Annotated in this window: 17 protein-coding genes; 2 read left to right on the top strand and 15 right to left on the bottom strand. The window is 33.5% G+C overall.

The window, feature by feature from the left end; translation table 11 throughout:
* Window positions 1-37: 37 nt before the first annotated feature.
* The 12 genes from paaI to B3J26_RS04440 form a co-directional block, all read right to left on the bottom strand.
* The gene (paaI, locus tag B3J26_RS04495) at window positions 38-451 is read right to left on the bottom strand and encodes a hydroxyphenylacetyl-CoA thioesterase PaaI (RefSeq protein ID WP_038335715.1); all 414 of its coding nucleotides are present in this window, start codon (window positions 449-451) and stop codon (window positions 38-40) included.
* Window positions 452-465: 14 nt separating this feature from the next.
* Window positions 466-1,623, bottom strand: a complete 1,158-nt coding sequence (locus tag B3J26_RS04490) for a 3-hydroxyacyl-CoA dehydrogenase NAD-binding domain-containing protein (RefSeq protein WP_038335714.1) — start codon at window positions 1,621-1,623, stop codon at window positions 466-468.
* 3 nt (window positions 1,624-1,626) lie between these two features.
* The gene (locus B3J26_RS04485) at window positions 1,627-2,412 is read right to left on the bottom strand and encodes an enoyl-CoA hydratase-related protein (protein WP_038335712.1); all 786 of its coding nucleotides are present in this window, start codon (window positions 2,410-2,412) and stop codon (window positions 1,627-1,629) included.
* 6 nt (window positions 2,413-2,418) lie between these two features.
* Complete coding sequence (gene paaD, locus B3J26_RS04480) at window positions 2,419-2,907, bottom strand: 1,2-phenylacetyl-CoA epoxidase subunit PaaD (protein ID WP_291073460.1); 489 nt, start codon at window positions 2,905-2,907, stop codon at window positions 2,419-2,421.
* Window positions 2,901-3,677 carry a 1,2-phenylacetyl-CoA epoxidase subunit PaaC gene (gene paaC, locus B3J26_RS04475; RefSeq protein ID WP_219035123.1) on the bottom strand — a complete coding sequence of 259 codons (777 nt, stop codon included), beginning with the start codon at window positions 3,675-3,677 and terminating at the stop codon, window positions 2,901-2,903. The genes paaD and paaC overlap by 7 nt, the downstream gene beginning before the upstream one ends.
* Before the next feature lie 3 nt (window positions 3,678-3,680).
* On the bottom strand, window positions 3,681-3,968 hold the full coding sequence (paaB, locus tag B3J26_RS04470) for a 1,2-phenylacetyl-CoA epoxidase subunit PaaB (protein ID WP_038335709.1): 288 nt from the start codon (window positions 3,966-3,968) through the stop codon (window positions 3,681-3,683).
* A gap of 4 nt (window positions 3,969-3,972) precedes the next feature.
* The gene (gene paaA, locus B3J26_RS04465; RefSeq protein WP_038335708.1) at window positions 3,973-4,938 is read right to left on the bottom strand and encodes a 1,2-phenylacetyl-CoA epoxidase subunit PaaA; all 966 of its coding nucleotides are present in this window, start codon (window positions 4,936-4,938) and stop codon (window positions 3,973-3,975) included.
* 22 nt (window positions 4,939-4,960) lie between these two features.
* Complete coding sequence (paaE, locus tag B3J26_RS04460) at window positions 4,961-6,043, bottom strand: 1,2-phenylacetyl-CoA epoxidase subunit PaaE (RefSeq protein ID WP_291073458.1); 1,083 nt, start codon at window positions 6,041-6,043, stop codon at window positions 4,961-4,963.
* A 1-nt stretch (window position 6,044) separates the two neighbouring features.
* Entirely contained in the window at window positions 6,045-6,617 is a 573-nt protein-coding gene (locus tag B3J26_RS04455) for a TetR/AcrR family transcriptional regulator (RefSeq protein ID WP_038335706.1), read from the bottom strand.
* Between the two features lie 4 nt (window positions 6,618-6,621).
* Window positions 6,622-7,959, bottom strand: a complete 1,338-nt coding sequence (locus tag B3J26_RS04450) for a phenylacetate--CoA ligase family protein (RefSeq protein ID WP_291073456.1) — start codon at window positions 7,957-7,959, stop codon at window positions 6,622-6,624.
* Between the two features lie 115 nt (window positions 7,960-8,074).
* Window positions 8,075-10,129, bottom strand: coding sequence for an alpha-ketoacid dehydrogenase subunit alpha/beta (locus B3J26_RS04445; RefSeq protein WP_291073454.1), 2,055 nt, complete (start codon window positions 10,127-10,129; stop codon window positions 8,075-8,077).
* 5 nt (window positions 10,130-10,134) lie between these two features.
* On the bottom strand, window positions 10,135-11,394 hold the full coding sequence (locus B3J26_RS04440; RefSeq protein WP_291073452.1) for a dihydrolipoamide acetyltransferase family protein: 1,260 nt from the start codon (window positions 11,392-11,394) through the stop codon (window positions 10,135-10,137).
* Between the two features lie 102 nt (window positions 11,395-11,496).
* On the opposite strand from B3J26_RS04440, the gene B3J26_RS14890 reads away from it, so the two are divergent.
* Window positions 11,497-11,700, top strand: coding sequence for a PLDc N-terminal domain-containing protein (locus B3J26_RS14890; RefSeq protein ID WP_409410641.1), 204 nt, complete (start codon window positions 11,497-11,499; stop codon window positions 11,698-11,700).
* On the opposite strand, the gene B3J26_RS04435 is transcribed toward B3J26_RS14890, so the two are convergent.
* The 3 genes from B3J26_RS04435 to B3J26_RS04425 all read right to left on the bottom strand — a co-directional run bounded on the left by B3J26_RS04435 (window position 11,697) and on the right by B3J26_RS04425 (window position 15,125).
* Window positions 11,697-12,485, bottom strand: a complete 789-nt coding sequence (locus B3J26_RS04435) for a phosphatase PAP2 family protein (protein WP_260509578.1) — start codon at window positions 12,483-12,485, stop codon at window positions 11,697-11,699. The genes B3J26_RS14890 and B3J26_RS04435 overlap by 4 nt on opposite strands.
* Window positions 12,486-12,629: 144 nt before the next feature.
* On the bottom strand, window positions 12,630-13,760 hold the full coding sequence (hppD, locus tag B3J26_RS04430) for a 4-hydroxyphenylpyruvate dioxygenase (RefSeq protein ID WP_125350265.1): 1,131 nt from the start codon (window positions 13,758-13,760) through the stop codon (window positions 12,630-12,632).
* Between the two features lie 207 nt (window positions 13,761-13,967).
* Window positions 13,968-15,125, bottom strand: a complete 1,158-nt coding sequence (locus tag B3J26_RS04425; RefSeq protein ID WP_286496248.1) for a homogentisate 1,2-dioxygenase — start codon at window positions 15,123-15,125, stop codon at window positions 13,968-13,970.
* A gap of 1,396 nt (window positions 15,126-16,521) precedes the next feature.
* Between B3J26_RS04425 and B3J26_RS04420 the strand changes: the two genes are divergently transcribed.
* On the top strand, window positions 16,522-16,665 hold the full coding sequence (locus B3J26_RS04420) for a hypothetical protein (protein WP_185144204.1): 144 nt from the start codon (window positions 16,522-16,524) through the stop codon (window positions 16,663-16,665).
* Window positions 16,666-16,995: the final 330 nt, after the last annotated feature.

Genomic DNA, 16,995 nt, shown 5'->3' with positions numbered 1-16,995 from the left:
ATGCCTAAAACTTTATGCTTTAGGCAATTTATAAAATTTATTCTTCAATTAAAGGTTTACCTGTTCTAAAGCAAGTTCCTTTAAATAAAGCAATTAATTCGTTGTTTTGATTTGTAACTTTGATATCGTAAATACCTGTTTTTTTCGTTGTCGAAACTTCTTGAGATTCAATGGTAAATACATCTCCCTCGCGTCCAGCTTTCGTAAACGAAATGTGAACATCTAAGGCTACAGAAATATTATTGTACATATTGCACGAAAAAGCAAACGCAGAATCTGCCATCGCAAACGTTACGCCTCCGTGAACAGACCCTACTCCGTTCATCATTTCTGGACGAATTGCTGCTTGTAATTTTGCATATCCTTCTCTAACTTCGATTACTTCTAAACCTAACCATTCACTAAATTTATCGTGGTCAAGCATTCTATTTAATAACTTTTGTGGTTCCATTTTTTTGATAATTTTTAGTAGAATGTTTTATTTTCTTTGACGAAATTTCTGATAATTGGACTTAAACGGTAACGATCTTCATGGTAATAATTGTACAATTTATCTAAATCATTTTGTACATTTTCCAGTCCATATTCATCCGCCCATTTCAATAATCCTTTTGGATAATTTACACCTTTTGTCATCGCCGTATCTAAATCCTCACGGTTTGCAATGTTTAAAAATAAAGCATCAGCTGCTTCGTTGATTAACATCACCAAAACACGTTTGTATATTTTTTCTAATAAAGCTTGATCTTGAGATGGTACTTTTTTCTCCACTCCTTCTGCATAATTGTAAAATCCACGACCAGATTTACGTCCGTAATATCCAGCTTCGAATAAGCGTTTTTGAGAGAAAGATGGTTTAAATCTTGGATCATAAAAGAATGATTCGAAAACCGATTCGGTTACACGATAATTCACATCATGACCAATAAAATCCATTAATTCGAATGGTCCCATACGGAAACCTCCAACAGAAGTCATCGCAAAGTCTATTGTTTCTGCATCGGCTACGCCTTCTTCTAATAAACGAATTGATTCGCTATAAAATGGACGAGCTACACGATTTACAATAAATCCTGGCGTATCTTTCGTAATTACAGGTAATTTACCAACAGATTGAATCAAGGCTTTTACTTCTTCTGCTAAACCTTCTCGCGTTTGTACGGCTGGAATAATCTCTACCAAAGCCATTAAAGGCGCAGGATTAAAAAAGTGAATTCCAATAACACGTTCTGGTTTTGAACACGCAGATGCAATTGATGCGATTGATAATGAAGAAGTGTTTGAAGCTAAAATACATTCGTCAGAAACGAGTTCTTCCACTTGTTTGAAAACTGATTTTTTAATATCTAAATTTTCAATAATTGCTTCAATCATTAAATCAATCGATGCAAAAGCGGTTAAGCTATCTGCATATTCGATATTGTTTTGAATTTCTTGTGCTTTTTCAGCAGTATATTTTTCTTTCGCCACTAACTTCTCGAATGTCTTCGCTAAGTTTTGTTTTGAACGATCTAAAGCTTCTTTATTTGTGTCATATAAAACAACTGGATGACCAGATTGAGCAAAAACTTGTGCAATTCCAGACCCCATTGCTCCTCCACCAATAATTCCTATTTTTTTCATTTCTTACTCGCCTTTAAAAACAGGATTTCTTTTCTCGATAAATGCGTCTACACCTTCTTGATAATCTGATGTATTCCCTGATTTAGCTTGAAATAATCCTTCTTGAATTAATTGTTCTTCGATTGAATTATTAAATGTTTGATTCAATAATTTCTTTGTATAAGCCAAACCTTTTGTTGGAAGATTGGCTAATTTATCAGCAATCTTTGCAACTTCAGCATCGAAAATATCGTCAGCAAAAAACTCATAAATCATTCCGATTTCTTTTGCTTGAGCCGCCGAAACTTTATCAGCAAGCATCATCAAAGCAGTTGCTTTTTGAAGTCCAATTAAACGAGGTAAGAAATAAGTTCCTCCACAATCTGGGATTAAACCAATTTTAGAAAAAGCTTGAATAAAGTTTGTCGATTCTTTCGCGACAACAATGTCACAAGCCAAAGCTAAATTTGCTCCCGCGCCGGCAGCAACACCGTTTACAGCAGCAACAACTGGTTTGTCCATGTTTCTAATTTTAAGAACCAATGGATTATAATTTTCTTGAACGATTTTATTGAAGTCAATTTCTTTTTCTTCTAAAACTTCGCCTAAATCTTGACCAGCGCAGAATGCTTTCCCCGTTCCAGTTAAAACTACTGCACGAACAGAAACATCTTGAGCTGCAACATCCAAGTGATGTTGAAGAGATTTAATCATTTCCTGATTAAAACTGTTAAAAACAGAAGGACGATTCAACGTAATCGTAGCAATTCCTCCCTCTTGTGTGTATAGGATTGATGTTGAATTTTCCATAATTTTTTAGTGATGACATTTGAAATAATCAAATGGTTCGTGGCAGCTATTGCATTGATACATAGCTTTGCAGGCCGTAGAACCAAATTGACTGATAAGTCTGGTATCTGTAGAGCCACATTGTGGACATTCTACATTTTGTTCATCCGAAAAAAGCACATCAGATGAAGGATTTTTGGTTGGCGGTGCAATTCCATAAGCCTTCATTTTTTGCTTTCCTTCTTCTGTCATCCAATCAGTTGACCACGAAGGGCTCAACTGATTAATGACATTGATATTTTTGAATCCTTTTTCGATTAATTTTAAACGAACAGAAATTGAAATTGCACTCATAGCAGGACATCCTGAATACGTTGGCGTAATTGTTACATTAACACTTTGGTCATCTATAACTTCTACTTTACGCACAACACCAAGATCAATTACACTAATCACAGGAATTTCTGGATCAGCGACTTCCTCCATGTATTGCCAAATTTCTTTTTCGGTTACCATTGCGAATCTGGATAAGTTCTTTGTAAATATTGTAAATCTGTTAAGATAAATCCTAAATGCTCTGTATGAACACCTTCTTTACCTCCTTTTTGTACAAAAGCATTTTCTACATCAGCTTCGATTGTCGCTTCGTCTAAAATTACTTTTACATTTGTTAACCAAGTCGCTTGGAATTCTTCTGGACTTGAAATTAATCCTTCTTCAACTAAAGCTTTTTGGTAAGGCGCTAATAAAAACGCTTCTTTTACATAAGGTAAAATATTATTTACAGCTTCCTGAATTTTATCGTGAGATTCTTGTGTTCCATCCCCTAAACGAATCATCCATTCTGATGACCATTTTAAGTGATATTTTACTTCTTTTAATGATTTTTCAGCGATAGCTTGTAATTTAAGATCTTTTACTTTCAAGAATTGTTCTAGCAATAACGCGTGGTAAGAATCATAAAAGAATTGACGTGCAACTGTATCACCGAAATGTCCGTTTGGTAACTCAACTAACAATAAGTTTTTGTATTCACGCTCTTCGCGTAACATTGCTAACGTATCTTCTGTTGCTCCATTTCCGATCATTTCAGCCGCATAGTCATAATAATTAGATGTTTGACCTAATAAATCTAACGCCATATTAGACATTGCGATGTCTTGTTCTAAAATTGGACCATGACCACACCATTCGCATAAACGTTGTGCCAAAATTAGATTTGTATCTGCTAAATGTAAGATAAAATCGATGTAATTTTGATTGTTTTGATAAACTGTACTTGTCATAAATTACATGTTTTTAATTTCTTCTGGTACATCATAAAAAGTTGGATGACGGTAAACTTTGTCTTCTGCAGGATCAAAAAATTGTTCTGCTTCATCAGGATTAGAAGCATGAATATTAGCAGATTCTACCACCCAAATACTTACACCTTCTAAACGACGCGTATATACATCACGTGCATTTTCTAGTGCCATTGTAGCATCAGCAGCATGTAAGCTCCCAACGTGTTTGTGGTCTAACCCTTGTTTACTTCTAATGAATACTTCCCATAAAGGCCAATCTCTATTTTCCATCTTTTTATGCGTTTTTGCGTTGTTCTTTTTCTAATTCTCTTTGTTTTCTTTTTTCGTGGTAAGCTGTTGCAGCATCACGAACCCAAGCTCCTTCGTTGTGAGCATTACGGCGAGCATCCAAACGTTGTTTGTTACATTTACCGTTTCCTTTCACAACATTCCAGAATTCTTCCCAATCAATTTCTCCGAATTCGTAGTGACCTGTTTCTTCATTGAATTTTAGATCTGGATCTGGAATAGTTAATCCTAAATATTCAGCTTGAGGAATAGAAATATCCACGAAACGTTGACGTAATTCGTCATTCGAAAAACGTTTGATTCTCCATTTCATTGATAATTCTGAGTTTGATGATTCTTCATCTTTTGGACCAAACATCATTAATGTAGGCCACCACCAACGATTCATTGCATCTTGCAACATCGCTTTTTGTTCTGGTGTTCCTTTTGATAATACCACTAATGCTTCGTAACCTTGTCTTTGGTGGAAAGATTCTTCTTTACAAACACGTACCATTGCGCGAGCATAAGGTCCGTAAGAAGTTCTACATAATGGAACTTGATTCAAAATTGCAGCTCCATCTACCAACCAACCAATCATTCCGATATCTGCCCAAGTAAGGGTTGGATAATTGAAGATTGATGAATATTTTGCTTTACCTGAATGTAAGTCATTTAAAGTTTGGATACGAGAAACACCTAACGTTTCAGCTGCACAGTATAAGTATAATCCGTGACCAGCTTCGTCTTGAACTTTCGCTAATAAAATTTTCTTTCTATTTAACGAAGGCGCTCTTGTAATCCAGTTTGCTTCTGGTAACATCCCAACAATTTCTGAGTGAGCATGTTGAGAGATTTGTCTGATTAATGTTTTACGGTATGCATCTGGCATCCAGTCTTTTGGTTCGATACGAACTTCATTTTCAATCTTATTATCGAAGATTTCTTGAAAATCAATTTCTTTTGCACTCATTTCTAAACGTTTTTAAAGTTGATTATTTGGCATCAAAATCTACCACGACTTCTGCAGAACGAGGGTGCGCTTGACACGCTAATACAAATCCTCTTTCTAATTCATCTGGCTCAAGTGAGTAGTTGATGTCCATTTCTACCTCACCCTTCTCTACTTTACACTTACAAGTTGCGCAAACACCACCTTTACAAGCATAAGGTAAATCAGCTCCGTTTTGTAAAGCCGCATCTAAGATTGTGTCGCCATTGTAACCCAAATCAAGCTGTAAAGCTGTTGCATCTAATTTAATGGTAACTTTACTCATTGTATCGTTTGATTGTTTTACAGCTTTTTGACGCTCTACCTTTTTCGCTTCTGCAGATGCACTATAGAATAATTCGAAATGTAAATGTTTTGCATCAACTCCTGCTTCTACAAAAGCGTCACGACCGCTTAAAATCATTTCTTCTGGTCCACAAAGGAAAACTTCGCTTACTTCTTTTGGATCGATGATATTTTGCAAGAAATATTCAATTTTTGATTTATCAATTCGGCCACTCAAGATCTCAGCATCAGCCGTTTCGCGACTCAAGATATTGTAAACGCTAATGCGTTCTATGTATCTATTTTTTAATGCTTCGATTTCTTCTTTAAAAATAATCGAACCTTTGTTTCTGTTTCCATATAACAGCACAAATTGACTGTTAGGTTCTGTTTTTAGAACTGTTTTGATAATCGAAAGTACTGGTGTAATTCCAGATCCCGCCACAATTCCTACATATAACTTTTTGTTGTCTTCGTGTACTTCTGTAAAGAAATTCCCTTGTGGAGTCATTACATCAAGAACATCGCCAACTTTGATTGTATCGTTAACAAATGTCGAGAAAATTCCATCCTCAATTTTCTTTACAGCAACTCTTAATTCATTATCCAAAGGACTTGAACAAATTGAGTAAGAACGTCTAATTTCTTCGTTATTGTGAAAATTCTTAAACGTTAAATATTGACCATGTTTGAATTTGAATTCTTGGTTTAATTCTTCTGGCACTTCAAATGTAACGGATACACAATCTGGTGTTTCCTTTTTTACATTTTTAACGCGTAATTGGTGAAAATTTATAGCCATATTATTTTTGAAATCCGTTAATTAATAGTGTCATTAAGTCATTTTCTAACTGCTCTGGTGAGATATCTCGTCCAGGTTTGTACCACAATTCTATCCAACGTAATGATGATAATAAAGTAAATAAAGCAACCGAAACATTCAAATCTTTAAATTCGCCTGCTGCAATTCCTGCTTTGATAAGATTGGCGATTCTTTTTTCGTATCCTTTTCGAATTGTTTTATACAAATCCTTTTTCGTATCCGAAAGATTTTTCCAATCATTATTTGCAACAGAAACTTCGTTTGGCTCATCAATAATCATTCTGACATGCAATTGAATTAAATCTCTCAATTTCTGAACATTTGATTCGTTTGTATCTTCGATCGAGCTAATGTGAGAAACATATTGATTAGCAACTTTAAAACAAATCTCTTCTAAAATTTCGTCTTTCGAACGAATATGATTGTATAAACTTGCGGCTTCCATTCCAACCTTTTCAGCCAGTTCACGCATTGATGTTGCCGAATAACCTTTTTGTTTAAAGATTAAGGCAGCTTCTTGTATAATCAGTTCTTTTTTACTTTGTTTAGGCATATATTTATAAATGTCTGTTATCGATGATTCGGTTTAATTTCCCTCCTTCACTTTTCGGAAGTCCATCAACTTGGTACAATTTAACATTCATTCCTAATCCAATATTGTCTCTAATTTTTTTGTGAATATTAGAGATTAATTTGCAACATGCATGATTAGATTCGTCGTTCAAATTATCACAAGTGAAACCTTGGCTTGCAAAATAGTCAGGATTAATTTCAAATCCAACTTCTACAGCATCCATATTTTTAGGTTTTGTTAAAACTACTTGATAATTTGGCGATAATTCTGGAAATTCTGGAATAAAATCAGCGATTTGTGTGTGAAAGAAATTTACACCTCTAATAATCATCATATCATCTGCACGACCAATAATTGGTCCCATTTTGATATGCGTTCTTTTCTTAGAATATTCGTACGTAAGGGTTGTGATATCTCCCGTCCAATAACGCACCAATGGTAAAGCTTCTTTTGTTAACGTTGTAATCACTAAAACTCCAGGTTGTCCATAAGGCACAGGCTCACCTGTTTTCTCGTCTACAATCTCTGGAAAGAAGTGGTCTTCCCAAATGTAAGATCCTGTTCCTTGCTCTTCATAATCTTCATTAGATACACCAGGTCCGATAATTTCGCTCAATCCATAGATATTAGACGCTTTGATGTTTAAACTTCCTTCTACTTCTTGGCGTAAGGCTTCTGACCAAGGTTCTGATCCCAAAATCGCAAACTTAAGATTTAAGCTTTCTAATGATTCGCCTCTTTTCTTGATTTCCTCAGCTACTGTTAATGCATACGATGGTGTTGCACAAATCGCATCAGCCTGAAAATCTTTCAACAACATGATTTGTTTTTCAGTATTTCCACCAGAAATAGGAACAACTGTCATTCCTAACTTTTCTGCTCCATAATGTAATCCCAAACCTCCTGTAAACAAACCATAACCATAAGCATTTTGTAATGTCATTCCTGGTTCGCATCCAGAAGCCGCTAAAGAACGTGCTACTACTTCTGAAAATAATTCGATGTCATTTTTGGTATAACCTACAACAGTTGGTTTTCCTGTTGTGCCGCTTGAACAATGTAAACGGATTACGTTGCTCTTTGGTTCTGCAAATAATCCGAACGGATAGTTCTCTCTTAAATGTGTTTTTTTGGTGAAAGGTAATTTGTGTAGATCTTCAACACCTTTGATGTCTTCTGGTTTTATTCCAGCCGCATCAAATGCTTCTTTGTAAAAAGGTACATTGTTGTACACTTTTTGTAACATGTTTTGAAGTCTTTCGTTTTGAAGAACGCGCAATTTTTCAATTGGCATTTGTTCTATCTCGGGATTAAATATCATAATTTTTGCAGATTTTGATTTTTGATAATAACAAATTTAATCAAAAAAACTAAAAAAACTAACAAACGTTAGTTTTTTTAGTGTAAAAAATACAATTCATACTAATTATTGTCTTTTAATAAGATAAAACATCATTAATCAATGTTTTTAATTTTTCAGCATTAGGTAACATCTCTGCTTCTAAAGTCGAATTTAATGGAATTGCTGGCATATCTTGCGCTCCTAACACACGAATTGGTGCATCTAAGTACTCAAAACACTCTTCATTAATTAAGCCTGAAATACTCTGTGCAAAAGAGTTTTGCTTCGCTTCTTCTGTCAAAACAATACAACGATTGTGTTTTTTTACACTATTAAAGATTGTTTCTTCATCTAACGGAACTAAAGTTCTTAAATCGATAATTTCGACTTGATTAGGAAAATCCTTTGCCGCTTGTTTTGCCCAATACACTCCCATTCCGTATGTAATAATCGAAACAGAATTATGATTTTGAGAAGATTCAGCCGTTAAAACTTCACGTGCTTTACCAAAAGGCAATACATAATCTTCGTCCGGCTCAACTGTCGCAGCATCTTCTGTTCCTTTTATTTTACTCCAATACAACCCTTTGTGCTCTAGCATTACCACAGGATTTGGATCGTAATAAGCTGCTTTCATCAAACCTTTCAAATCCGCTCCAGTAGATGGATACGCAATTTTAATTCCTTTAATATTCGTCAAAACACTTTCTACAGAACTTGAATGATAAGGTCCTCCGCTTCCATACGCACCAATTGGTACACGTAAAATCATGGAAACTGGCCATTTACCGTTTGATAAATAATTAGAACGTGCCACTTCTGTAAACAACTGATTCAATCCTGGCCAAATATAGTCGGCAAATTGCACCTCAACAATTGGTTTTAAGCCTACTGCAGACATTCCAACCGTAGATCCGATTATAAACGCTTCTTGAATTGGTGTATTAAATACACGATTTTTACCATATTGTTTTGCTAAAGTTGCCGCTTCACGAAAAACTCCACCTAAACGCAATCCTACATCTTGTCCATATAATAAAGCTTCTGGATGTTTTGCCATTAATTCACGAATCGCAAATAATGCAGAATCTACCATTACTGTTTTATCTTTTCCTTCTGGAGAACGATTTCCTTTTTCTTCGTTAATCGGTGTTGATGCAAAAACATGCGTATATAAATCTTCAGAACGTGGATCTTCTGCTTTTAATGCTTCTTGATATTCAGCCTGAACTTGTTCTTTTATCTTATTCTCAATTTCGATTAAATCATTTTCTTCGAAACCTTCATTTAATAACGTATGTTTTAATTTATCATAAGGATCGCGAGATTGTGCTTCCTCCAAATCATCTCTGTACCATTCTTTGCGAACGCCAGATGTATGATGATTCAATAAAGGAACTTTTGCATGCACCAAAATCGGACGACGTTCTGTACGAATAATTTCAATTGCACGTTGAATCGTTTCATAAGAAGCCAAGAAATCTGTTCCATCAACCACAAAAACTTCCAAACCATTGAAACCTTTCGCATAATGGGCAATATCTTGCGCACGAATTTCATCTGCCGAAGCCGAAATATCCCATTCATTATCTTGAACCAAATATAAAATTGGTAATTGTTTCAACGCTGCCATTTGGAAAGCTTCCGCAACCTCACCTTCTGTACAAGACGCATCTCCTAACGAACAAACTGCAATTGGTTTTAGTTCTTCGTCACAAAGACCTTCTAACTCTTTGTATTGCATTCCCATCGCAATTCCCGTTGTTGGAATCGCTTGCATTCCCGTTGCACTACTTTGATGCGGAATTTTTGGCATATTATCTCGACGCAAACTTGGATGAGAATAATACGTTCTTCCTCCAGAAAAAATATCATCGCGTTTTGCCAATAATTGCAACATCAATTCATAAGGCGTAATCCCGATTGATAATAACATGGCATCATCACGGTAATATGCGCTTAAGTAATCTTGTGGTAATAATTGTAATCCTGTTGCAATTTGAATTGCTTCGTGTCCACGCGCTGTTGCGTGAACATATTTGCTTGTTACAGCTTTATTTTCTTCGTATAATTCGGTTAAAGATTTTGCAGTAACCAATAATTCGTATGCTTGTTTAAGTAATGTTGTTGTTGATAATATGGTTTCCATTCTGATTAAATTTGCGTGTTAACATCCCAATTCTCCATGTAATCTGAAATTCGTTTCAAGAAAACGCCTCCCAAAGATCCGTCTATCACACGATGATCAAACGAAAGTGACAAATACATAAATTGTCTTGCCACAATAATATCTCCAAATTCAGTTTCCAAAACCGCTGGTTTTTTCTTGATTACACCAGTCGCCAAAATTGCCACTTCGGGTTGATTGATAATTGGCGTTCCCATTAAATTACCAAAAGTTCCTACATTACTTATTGTAAACGTTCCTCCACGAACATCATCTGGCGAAAGTTTGTTGTTTCTCGCTTTATCTACAATTGAATTTACACCTTTTGCTAAACCTTCTAAATTCAATTCATTGGCTTGATGAATAACAGGAACAATCAAATTATTGTTTGGTAAAGCAGTTGCAATTCCAATATTTATCTCATTGTGTTTGATTATTTTAGTCTCAGTTTCATCAACTGATACATTAACCATTGGAAAATCTTTAATTGCCCGAACAACACAATCTACAATTAACGGCGTAAATGTCAATTTTTGTTTGTATTTAGCTTCAAAAGCAGCTTTATTTTCTTCGCGCCATTTCACAAAATTCGTAACATCAGGTTCTACATAAGCCGTCACATGAGGCGAAGTTTGTTTACTCTTTTTCATGTGTTTTGAAATCAATTGACGCATTTTATCCATCTCAATAATTTCATCTTTCGCTCCATAAGAAGAACTTGAAACTATATTATTTTTATTTAAAGTATTACTTGAATTATTAGTTGTAAATGGTTTATTTTGAATATAATTTAATACATCATTTTTCGAAATTCTTCCATCACGACCAGAACCTTTTATTTGTGAAATATCTGTTGATTGAAGATTTTCTTTTTGGATAATACTTTTTACCAAAGGTGATAAAAATTGATTTGTATCGATTGAATTTATAACTTGCGAAGTTGTAACAGTTTCAATCTTTTTTTCTTCAACATTTTCAGTTTTTTGAGCTGATTGTTGTTGAGTTTCTGAAGGCTCAATTAAAGCGAAAACTTCTCCTATTTTTATTTCATCTCCTTCATTAAATCTAAACTCAATAATTTTTCCAGCAGTTGTAGAAGGCACATCAGAATCTACTTTATCCGTCGAAACTTCGGCAATTACTTCATCTTCTTGAATGAAATCGCCAACGTTTTTTGTAAAACGAACCAATTGTACAGACTCTACACTTTCTCCCAATTTTGGAATCGTTAGTTCTATATTCTTCATTTTATTTGTTTGCAGTTTTGAGCGTTGAAGATAATGATTTTTTATAAAAACTAATGAATGTTAGTTGAAATATTCATTAGTTTTACGCAAATTAATTAAACAATGGAAGATATTTTTGTTGGGATATGGTTTCTTTTTGTATTAACAATGACCTTTTTACCTATAATGTGTTTAATACATGTTATTACACATCAATTTAGAAATTTAAAAACAAAATTTCTATGGATTTTTGTTGTAGTATTAATTCCATACTTAGGTCCTATTTTATATTATTTAAAAGGTCGAAATATGGTTATAAATAACTAAAACCTCATCACCAAACCAACTCCCGCTTGATTATTTTGATAAACAGGAAAAAACATTGTCGCCACTTTTGATTCTTTATTTTTTGGAGAAAACCAATTGTTAATCGTAGGAAATAACCAATACGCCAATTCCGTAGATAAAATCCCTATTCCCGCTCCAGCAACAACATCTCCAACCCAATGGCGATTATTGATAACACGATAAACACCTGTAAAAGCTGCCAAAGGATATCCAGCCAAACTCAACCAAAAATTAGAATCTTGATATTCTCGAAACATAAATTGAGCCGTAGAAAATGCATTCGCCGTATGTCCAGAAGGAAAAGAAAGATTGTTTGTACCATCGGGTCTTTCTTCTTGTACAGTGTGTTTTAGCCCCATCACCAAACCTGTATTGATGATTTGAGATGTTGCAAAAATAATTGTACGATCTCGTAAATTATGTTTCCCTTGAACGCCAGCCAAATTCAATCCATAAACCGCTGCTGCAGGTAAATATTGTGTATAATTATCAAATTTATTTCCTTTTGTTTTATCTTCTAAAATTTCGTTTTGAGTAGATTTATTCAAATTATCCAATGCTGGAATTGCCAAACTCAGACTTCCATATGTAATTAAAGTCGCAGGAATAATCAACTTTTTGGCGTTGAAATGATAAACTTTATCTTCTGGATTAAATATTTGCTTTGGAATAGAATCAAGTTGAATAGAATCGGTTTTAGTTTGCTGAATTGTATCTTGTGCATTTCCTTTTATCGAAAATATTGAAAGTAATACACAATTCATTACTATCATTTTTGTTTTAATTTGGTTCATTTTCACATTCATTTTATTGAACAAATGTATTTGAAACCTCCTTACACAAAACTTAAGATTTGATTAAGAAAAAAGCCATTAGAAATAATCCAATGGCTTTAAAAAAATATCTATTTATAAATTTCCTCGACGTTCTTGCTCTCTTTCTAAGGCTTCGAACAATGCTTTGAAATTACCTGCTCCAAACGATTGTGCTCCATGACGCTCGATAATTTCGTAGAATAATGTTGGACGATCTTCGACTGGTTTCGTAAAAATTTGTAACAAATAACCTTCTTCATCACAATCAACCAAAATTCCTAAATCTTGTAACTTCTTAATATCCTCATCAATTTCACCAACGCGCTCTGGAATCATATCGTAATAAGCCTCTGGTGGCGCTGATAAAAACTCAACTCCACGAGATTTAAGTTCTGTCACAGTTTTTACAATATCCTTAGTTGCAACTGCAATATGTTGTACACCTTCTCCTTCGTAAAAATCTAAATATTCTTCTACTTGAGATTTCTTTTGACCTTCTGCAGGCTCATTAATAGGGAATTTTGAATAACCATTTCCGTTACTCATCACTTTCGACATTAATGCTGAATATTCTGTATTGATTTGTTTATCATCAAACGATAAAATATTTACAAATCCCATGACATCTTGGTACCAAGCAACCGCTTCGTTCATACGATTCCAACCCACATTACCAACGCAATGATCCACATACAATAAACCACAATCTGTTGGTTGATATGTTGATTCAGACTTCACATAGCCTGGCATAAAAGGACCTTCATAATTTTTACGCTCAATAAACATATGAATCGTTTCACCATATGTATAAATTCCAGACATTTTTACTTCACCAAACTCATCTGTAATCGTAGTTGGCTCCATATAAGGCTTTCCTCCACGTTTCGTTGTTTGCTCAAAAGCATCATACGCATCATCCACCCAAAGTGCTAAAATTTTAACTCCATCACCATGTTTCATTGCATGTTGACAAATTGGAGAATCAGATTTTAAGCCAGATGTTAAAACTAAACGAATTTTCCCTTGTTGTAAAACATAAGAAGCTCTATCTCTCACTCCAGTTTCTGGGCCAGCATATGCAACTTCTTGAAATCCGAAAGCTGTTTTGTAATAATGTGCAGATTGTTTTGCATTACCAACATAAAACTCGATATAATCTGTTCCATTGATTGGAAGAAAATCTTGTGCTAATGCTATTTTTTCTGCAAATGTTTGTGTACTCATTTTTATTGTGTTTTTATTTTTATGTATTATCTAAAAAGTATTAAATTTTTACAGTTATTGATAACTTTGGGGGAGATTCCTCCTAACGTCGGAATGACATCATGTCAAGCTGAATTTATTTCAGCTTCTCTTCAAATTAACTTATGATATATTGAAACAAGTTCACGATGACAAATCGCGCAACTCATAACTCATAGCTCATAACTTTTAATAAAGCCAAGATTTATAATAATCTGGATCTTCAATTTCTAACGCTTGTTCAGTTAACATCAATGGTCTGAAAGGATCAATCATTACGGCTAATTCATGTGTTTCTTTCGCTCCAATCGATTTTTCAACTGTACCAGGATGTGGACCATGCGGAATTCCTGCTGGATGTAATGTAATTTGTCCTTTCTCAACCGATTTTCTCGACATAAAATCTCCATCCACATAATATAAAATCTCATCAGAATCTACATTACTATGGTTATAAGGAGCTGGAATCGCATTTGGATGATAATCGAAAAGACGTGGAACAAAACTACAAATCACAAAACCTGCTCCTTCGAAAGTCTGATGAACAGGTGGTGGCTGATGGATACGCCCTGTAATTGGCTCGAAATTATGAATAGAAAAAGCCCATGGATAATGATAACCATCCCAACCTACAAAATCGAAAGGATGAGTTCCATAAACGTAAGGATAAATTAATCCTTCTTTTTTGATCATAATCTTGAAATCTCCGTGTTCATCATTTGTTTCAAGATTTTGAGGACGTTTAATATCACGCTCGCAAAAAGGAGAATGTTCCATTAATTGTCCAAAATGATTGCGATAACGACGAGGTGTTTCAACTGGGCTAAATGATTCTGTAATAAACAATCGGTTATTAGAATCATTAAAATGAAGTTGATAAATAATTCCACGTGGAATCACTAAATAATCTCCATATTCAAATTCAATTTGTCCATAACCAGTTTTTAAAACTCCAGAACCTTCGTGTATAAAAATTACTTCATCCGCCATCGAATTTTTGAAGAAATAATCAGTCATCGATTCTTGTGGCGCAGCCAATGAAATATGCAAATCATTGTTAACCAAAACTGGTACACGAGATTCTAAATAATCTTTGGTAGGTTTTACTTTAAAACCTTTTAAAGAGGTATGTTTTAAATGTTTTGCGCGGACAATTTTTGGCTCTACCGAATAAGGTTCGCTAATCGCTTTTACCAAAGTTGGTGGATAACAGTGGTAAACATTGGAATACGTACTCGAAAATCCATGCGTAGAAACTAATTCTTCTGCATATAATTCTCCATTTGGTTTTCGGAATACCGTATGTCGCTTTTGTGGGAATTCTCCCAAATGATGATAAAGTGGCATATCGTATTTTGTTTGTTATTTTGATGAAAAGGTAGATAGATGACGAAATTCGTCAACAAATAATCTGCAATATTCTAGTGTGAATATTGAGCAAATACAATTTTGGAAAGTAAAGCAGAAGTTTGCTTATTCATTCCAACAAATAAAGGTTTAATATTTTCTTTAATTGTTTGCATTTCTTTTCTGTGGCTATCTCAAAGATAGAAACATTTTTTGATTGTACAAAATACCTTACTAAAAAATGCTTTACAACAATTATTTTCAATATCTTTAAAAAACTACATATAACCCGTAGTGCATTATTGAACTAGATTAATTTTGAGATTATTTTATGTTTCTATTGAAAAGAAATTTATTGAGATGCTGAATGGTTGTTAAAACCTTTATTCTAACTAAAATTCGCTGTTATAAGAAAACGTATTACATCAAGCTTAGAATGTAGCAAAAATCTATGCTTCTATTGTGGTGAGAAAAGATTATATATTCATTTTGGCCTGATCCAAAACATTTGAAATCAAGAATTTGAAATTAAAAGGAGAAGCTTTATAAGCTTCGGAATATTACTTTTTGCTTGATCAAAAAGTAATCTCGACTCTTCAGCAATGATAATCTATAAATTTGTTGTTATAAGTGAATTTAAGTATAGAAAAGTATTATAAAAATGTCATATGATTTGGAAACGAGTGTCAAAAAGTTGAAAGTCATGATTAAGATGTTTTACTGTTTGCGGAGCAAATGATTTAAAACATTCAATGACTGAAACCAATTTTGACCGTTGAAAATCAAAGCCAAGAGTTTTTTGATTACTTTTTTGCTCATAAAAAAGTGATAGAAAGATTATTCTCGTTTTTCAAAACTATATTTCATTCATTTTTTATTCATGAGTTATTATGATTTTCATAATGACTATTTTATTTAATAAGTAAAATAATTACATCAAAATTTATATAAATCCATATTTTGAAAATCAAACTGAAATACACTATAGCTATCTAGTAAAAAAATAAAGGTTTTACACAAAAGACAAAAATAATCCCAAAACAACAGTATCAGAAAACAACTGCTCTTTCATATAAAAATCTATTTATTTTTTTTACTTTACCCCTATTTTGTTCAAAATTCATTCGACCATTATTCGACAAAACACCCAATTTTTCCGAACCTTTATCGAAGCACACTCGAACAAACACTATTTCTAATCTTATCATTTTTGCTTCAAACCCTCTCTAATAAAGGAAAGTTATGTTTTTCATCTTTTTTCTACTCTCCTTCATACTGGACAAAAATGGACAATAGCGGTTATTAATGGCATATACTAGCTATCGCATCTTAAAACCTCAAAACCAATATATTACCCCACTAACTCACTGTTAAATAATATAAAAAAATTAAGATTATGGCCGAAATAAAAATAGGAATACTTAGCGGATTCTCAGGAAAAGTAGGAACAGTGATTGGTGTCAACTGGCGTGAAAAGTATATTATCCGAATTCTACCAAAAGCACTTAAAAAGGAGCTTAATCTAACAGATAAACTTTAGAGATATTTTTTTATAACGTTAATTATTTTTCCAACTTTTGCTTAATAAGGGGCTATAATATATAAAATTGCTACTTATTACTATTTTTAATATAGACTATTTTTGATCATAATTCTTCTTACTTTAATCGTTGAACAATTACTCTATCAATTGTTTTATTATCATTATAAGAAGGATTAATATCTGATGTAGCTTTAGAATTTTCTATATTTATTACAACTTTAGAAGAAAGTACTTGAAATTTTGCAATAAGAAAAAGTAATCATTTTTTATAGTTTTTTTTTCTATGACATAAAATATTACTTTTCTACCCGTAGTGCATTTAGATAA

The sequence above is a fragment of the Empedobacter sp. UBA5987 genome (assembly GCF_002429865.1).
Taxonomy (GTDB): Bacteria; Bacteroidota; Bacteroidia; order Flavobacteriales; family Weeksellaceae; genus Empedobacter; species Empedobacter falsenii_B.
The sequence above is the reverse complement of the archived record's forward strand: the minus strand, read 5'-3'. Positions and strand labels throughout refer to the sequence as shown.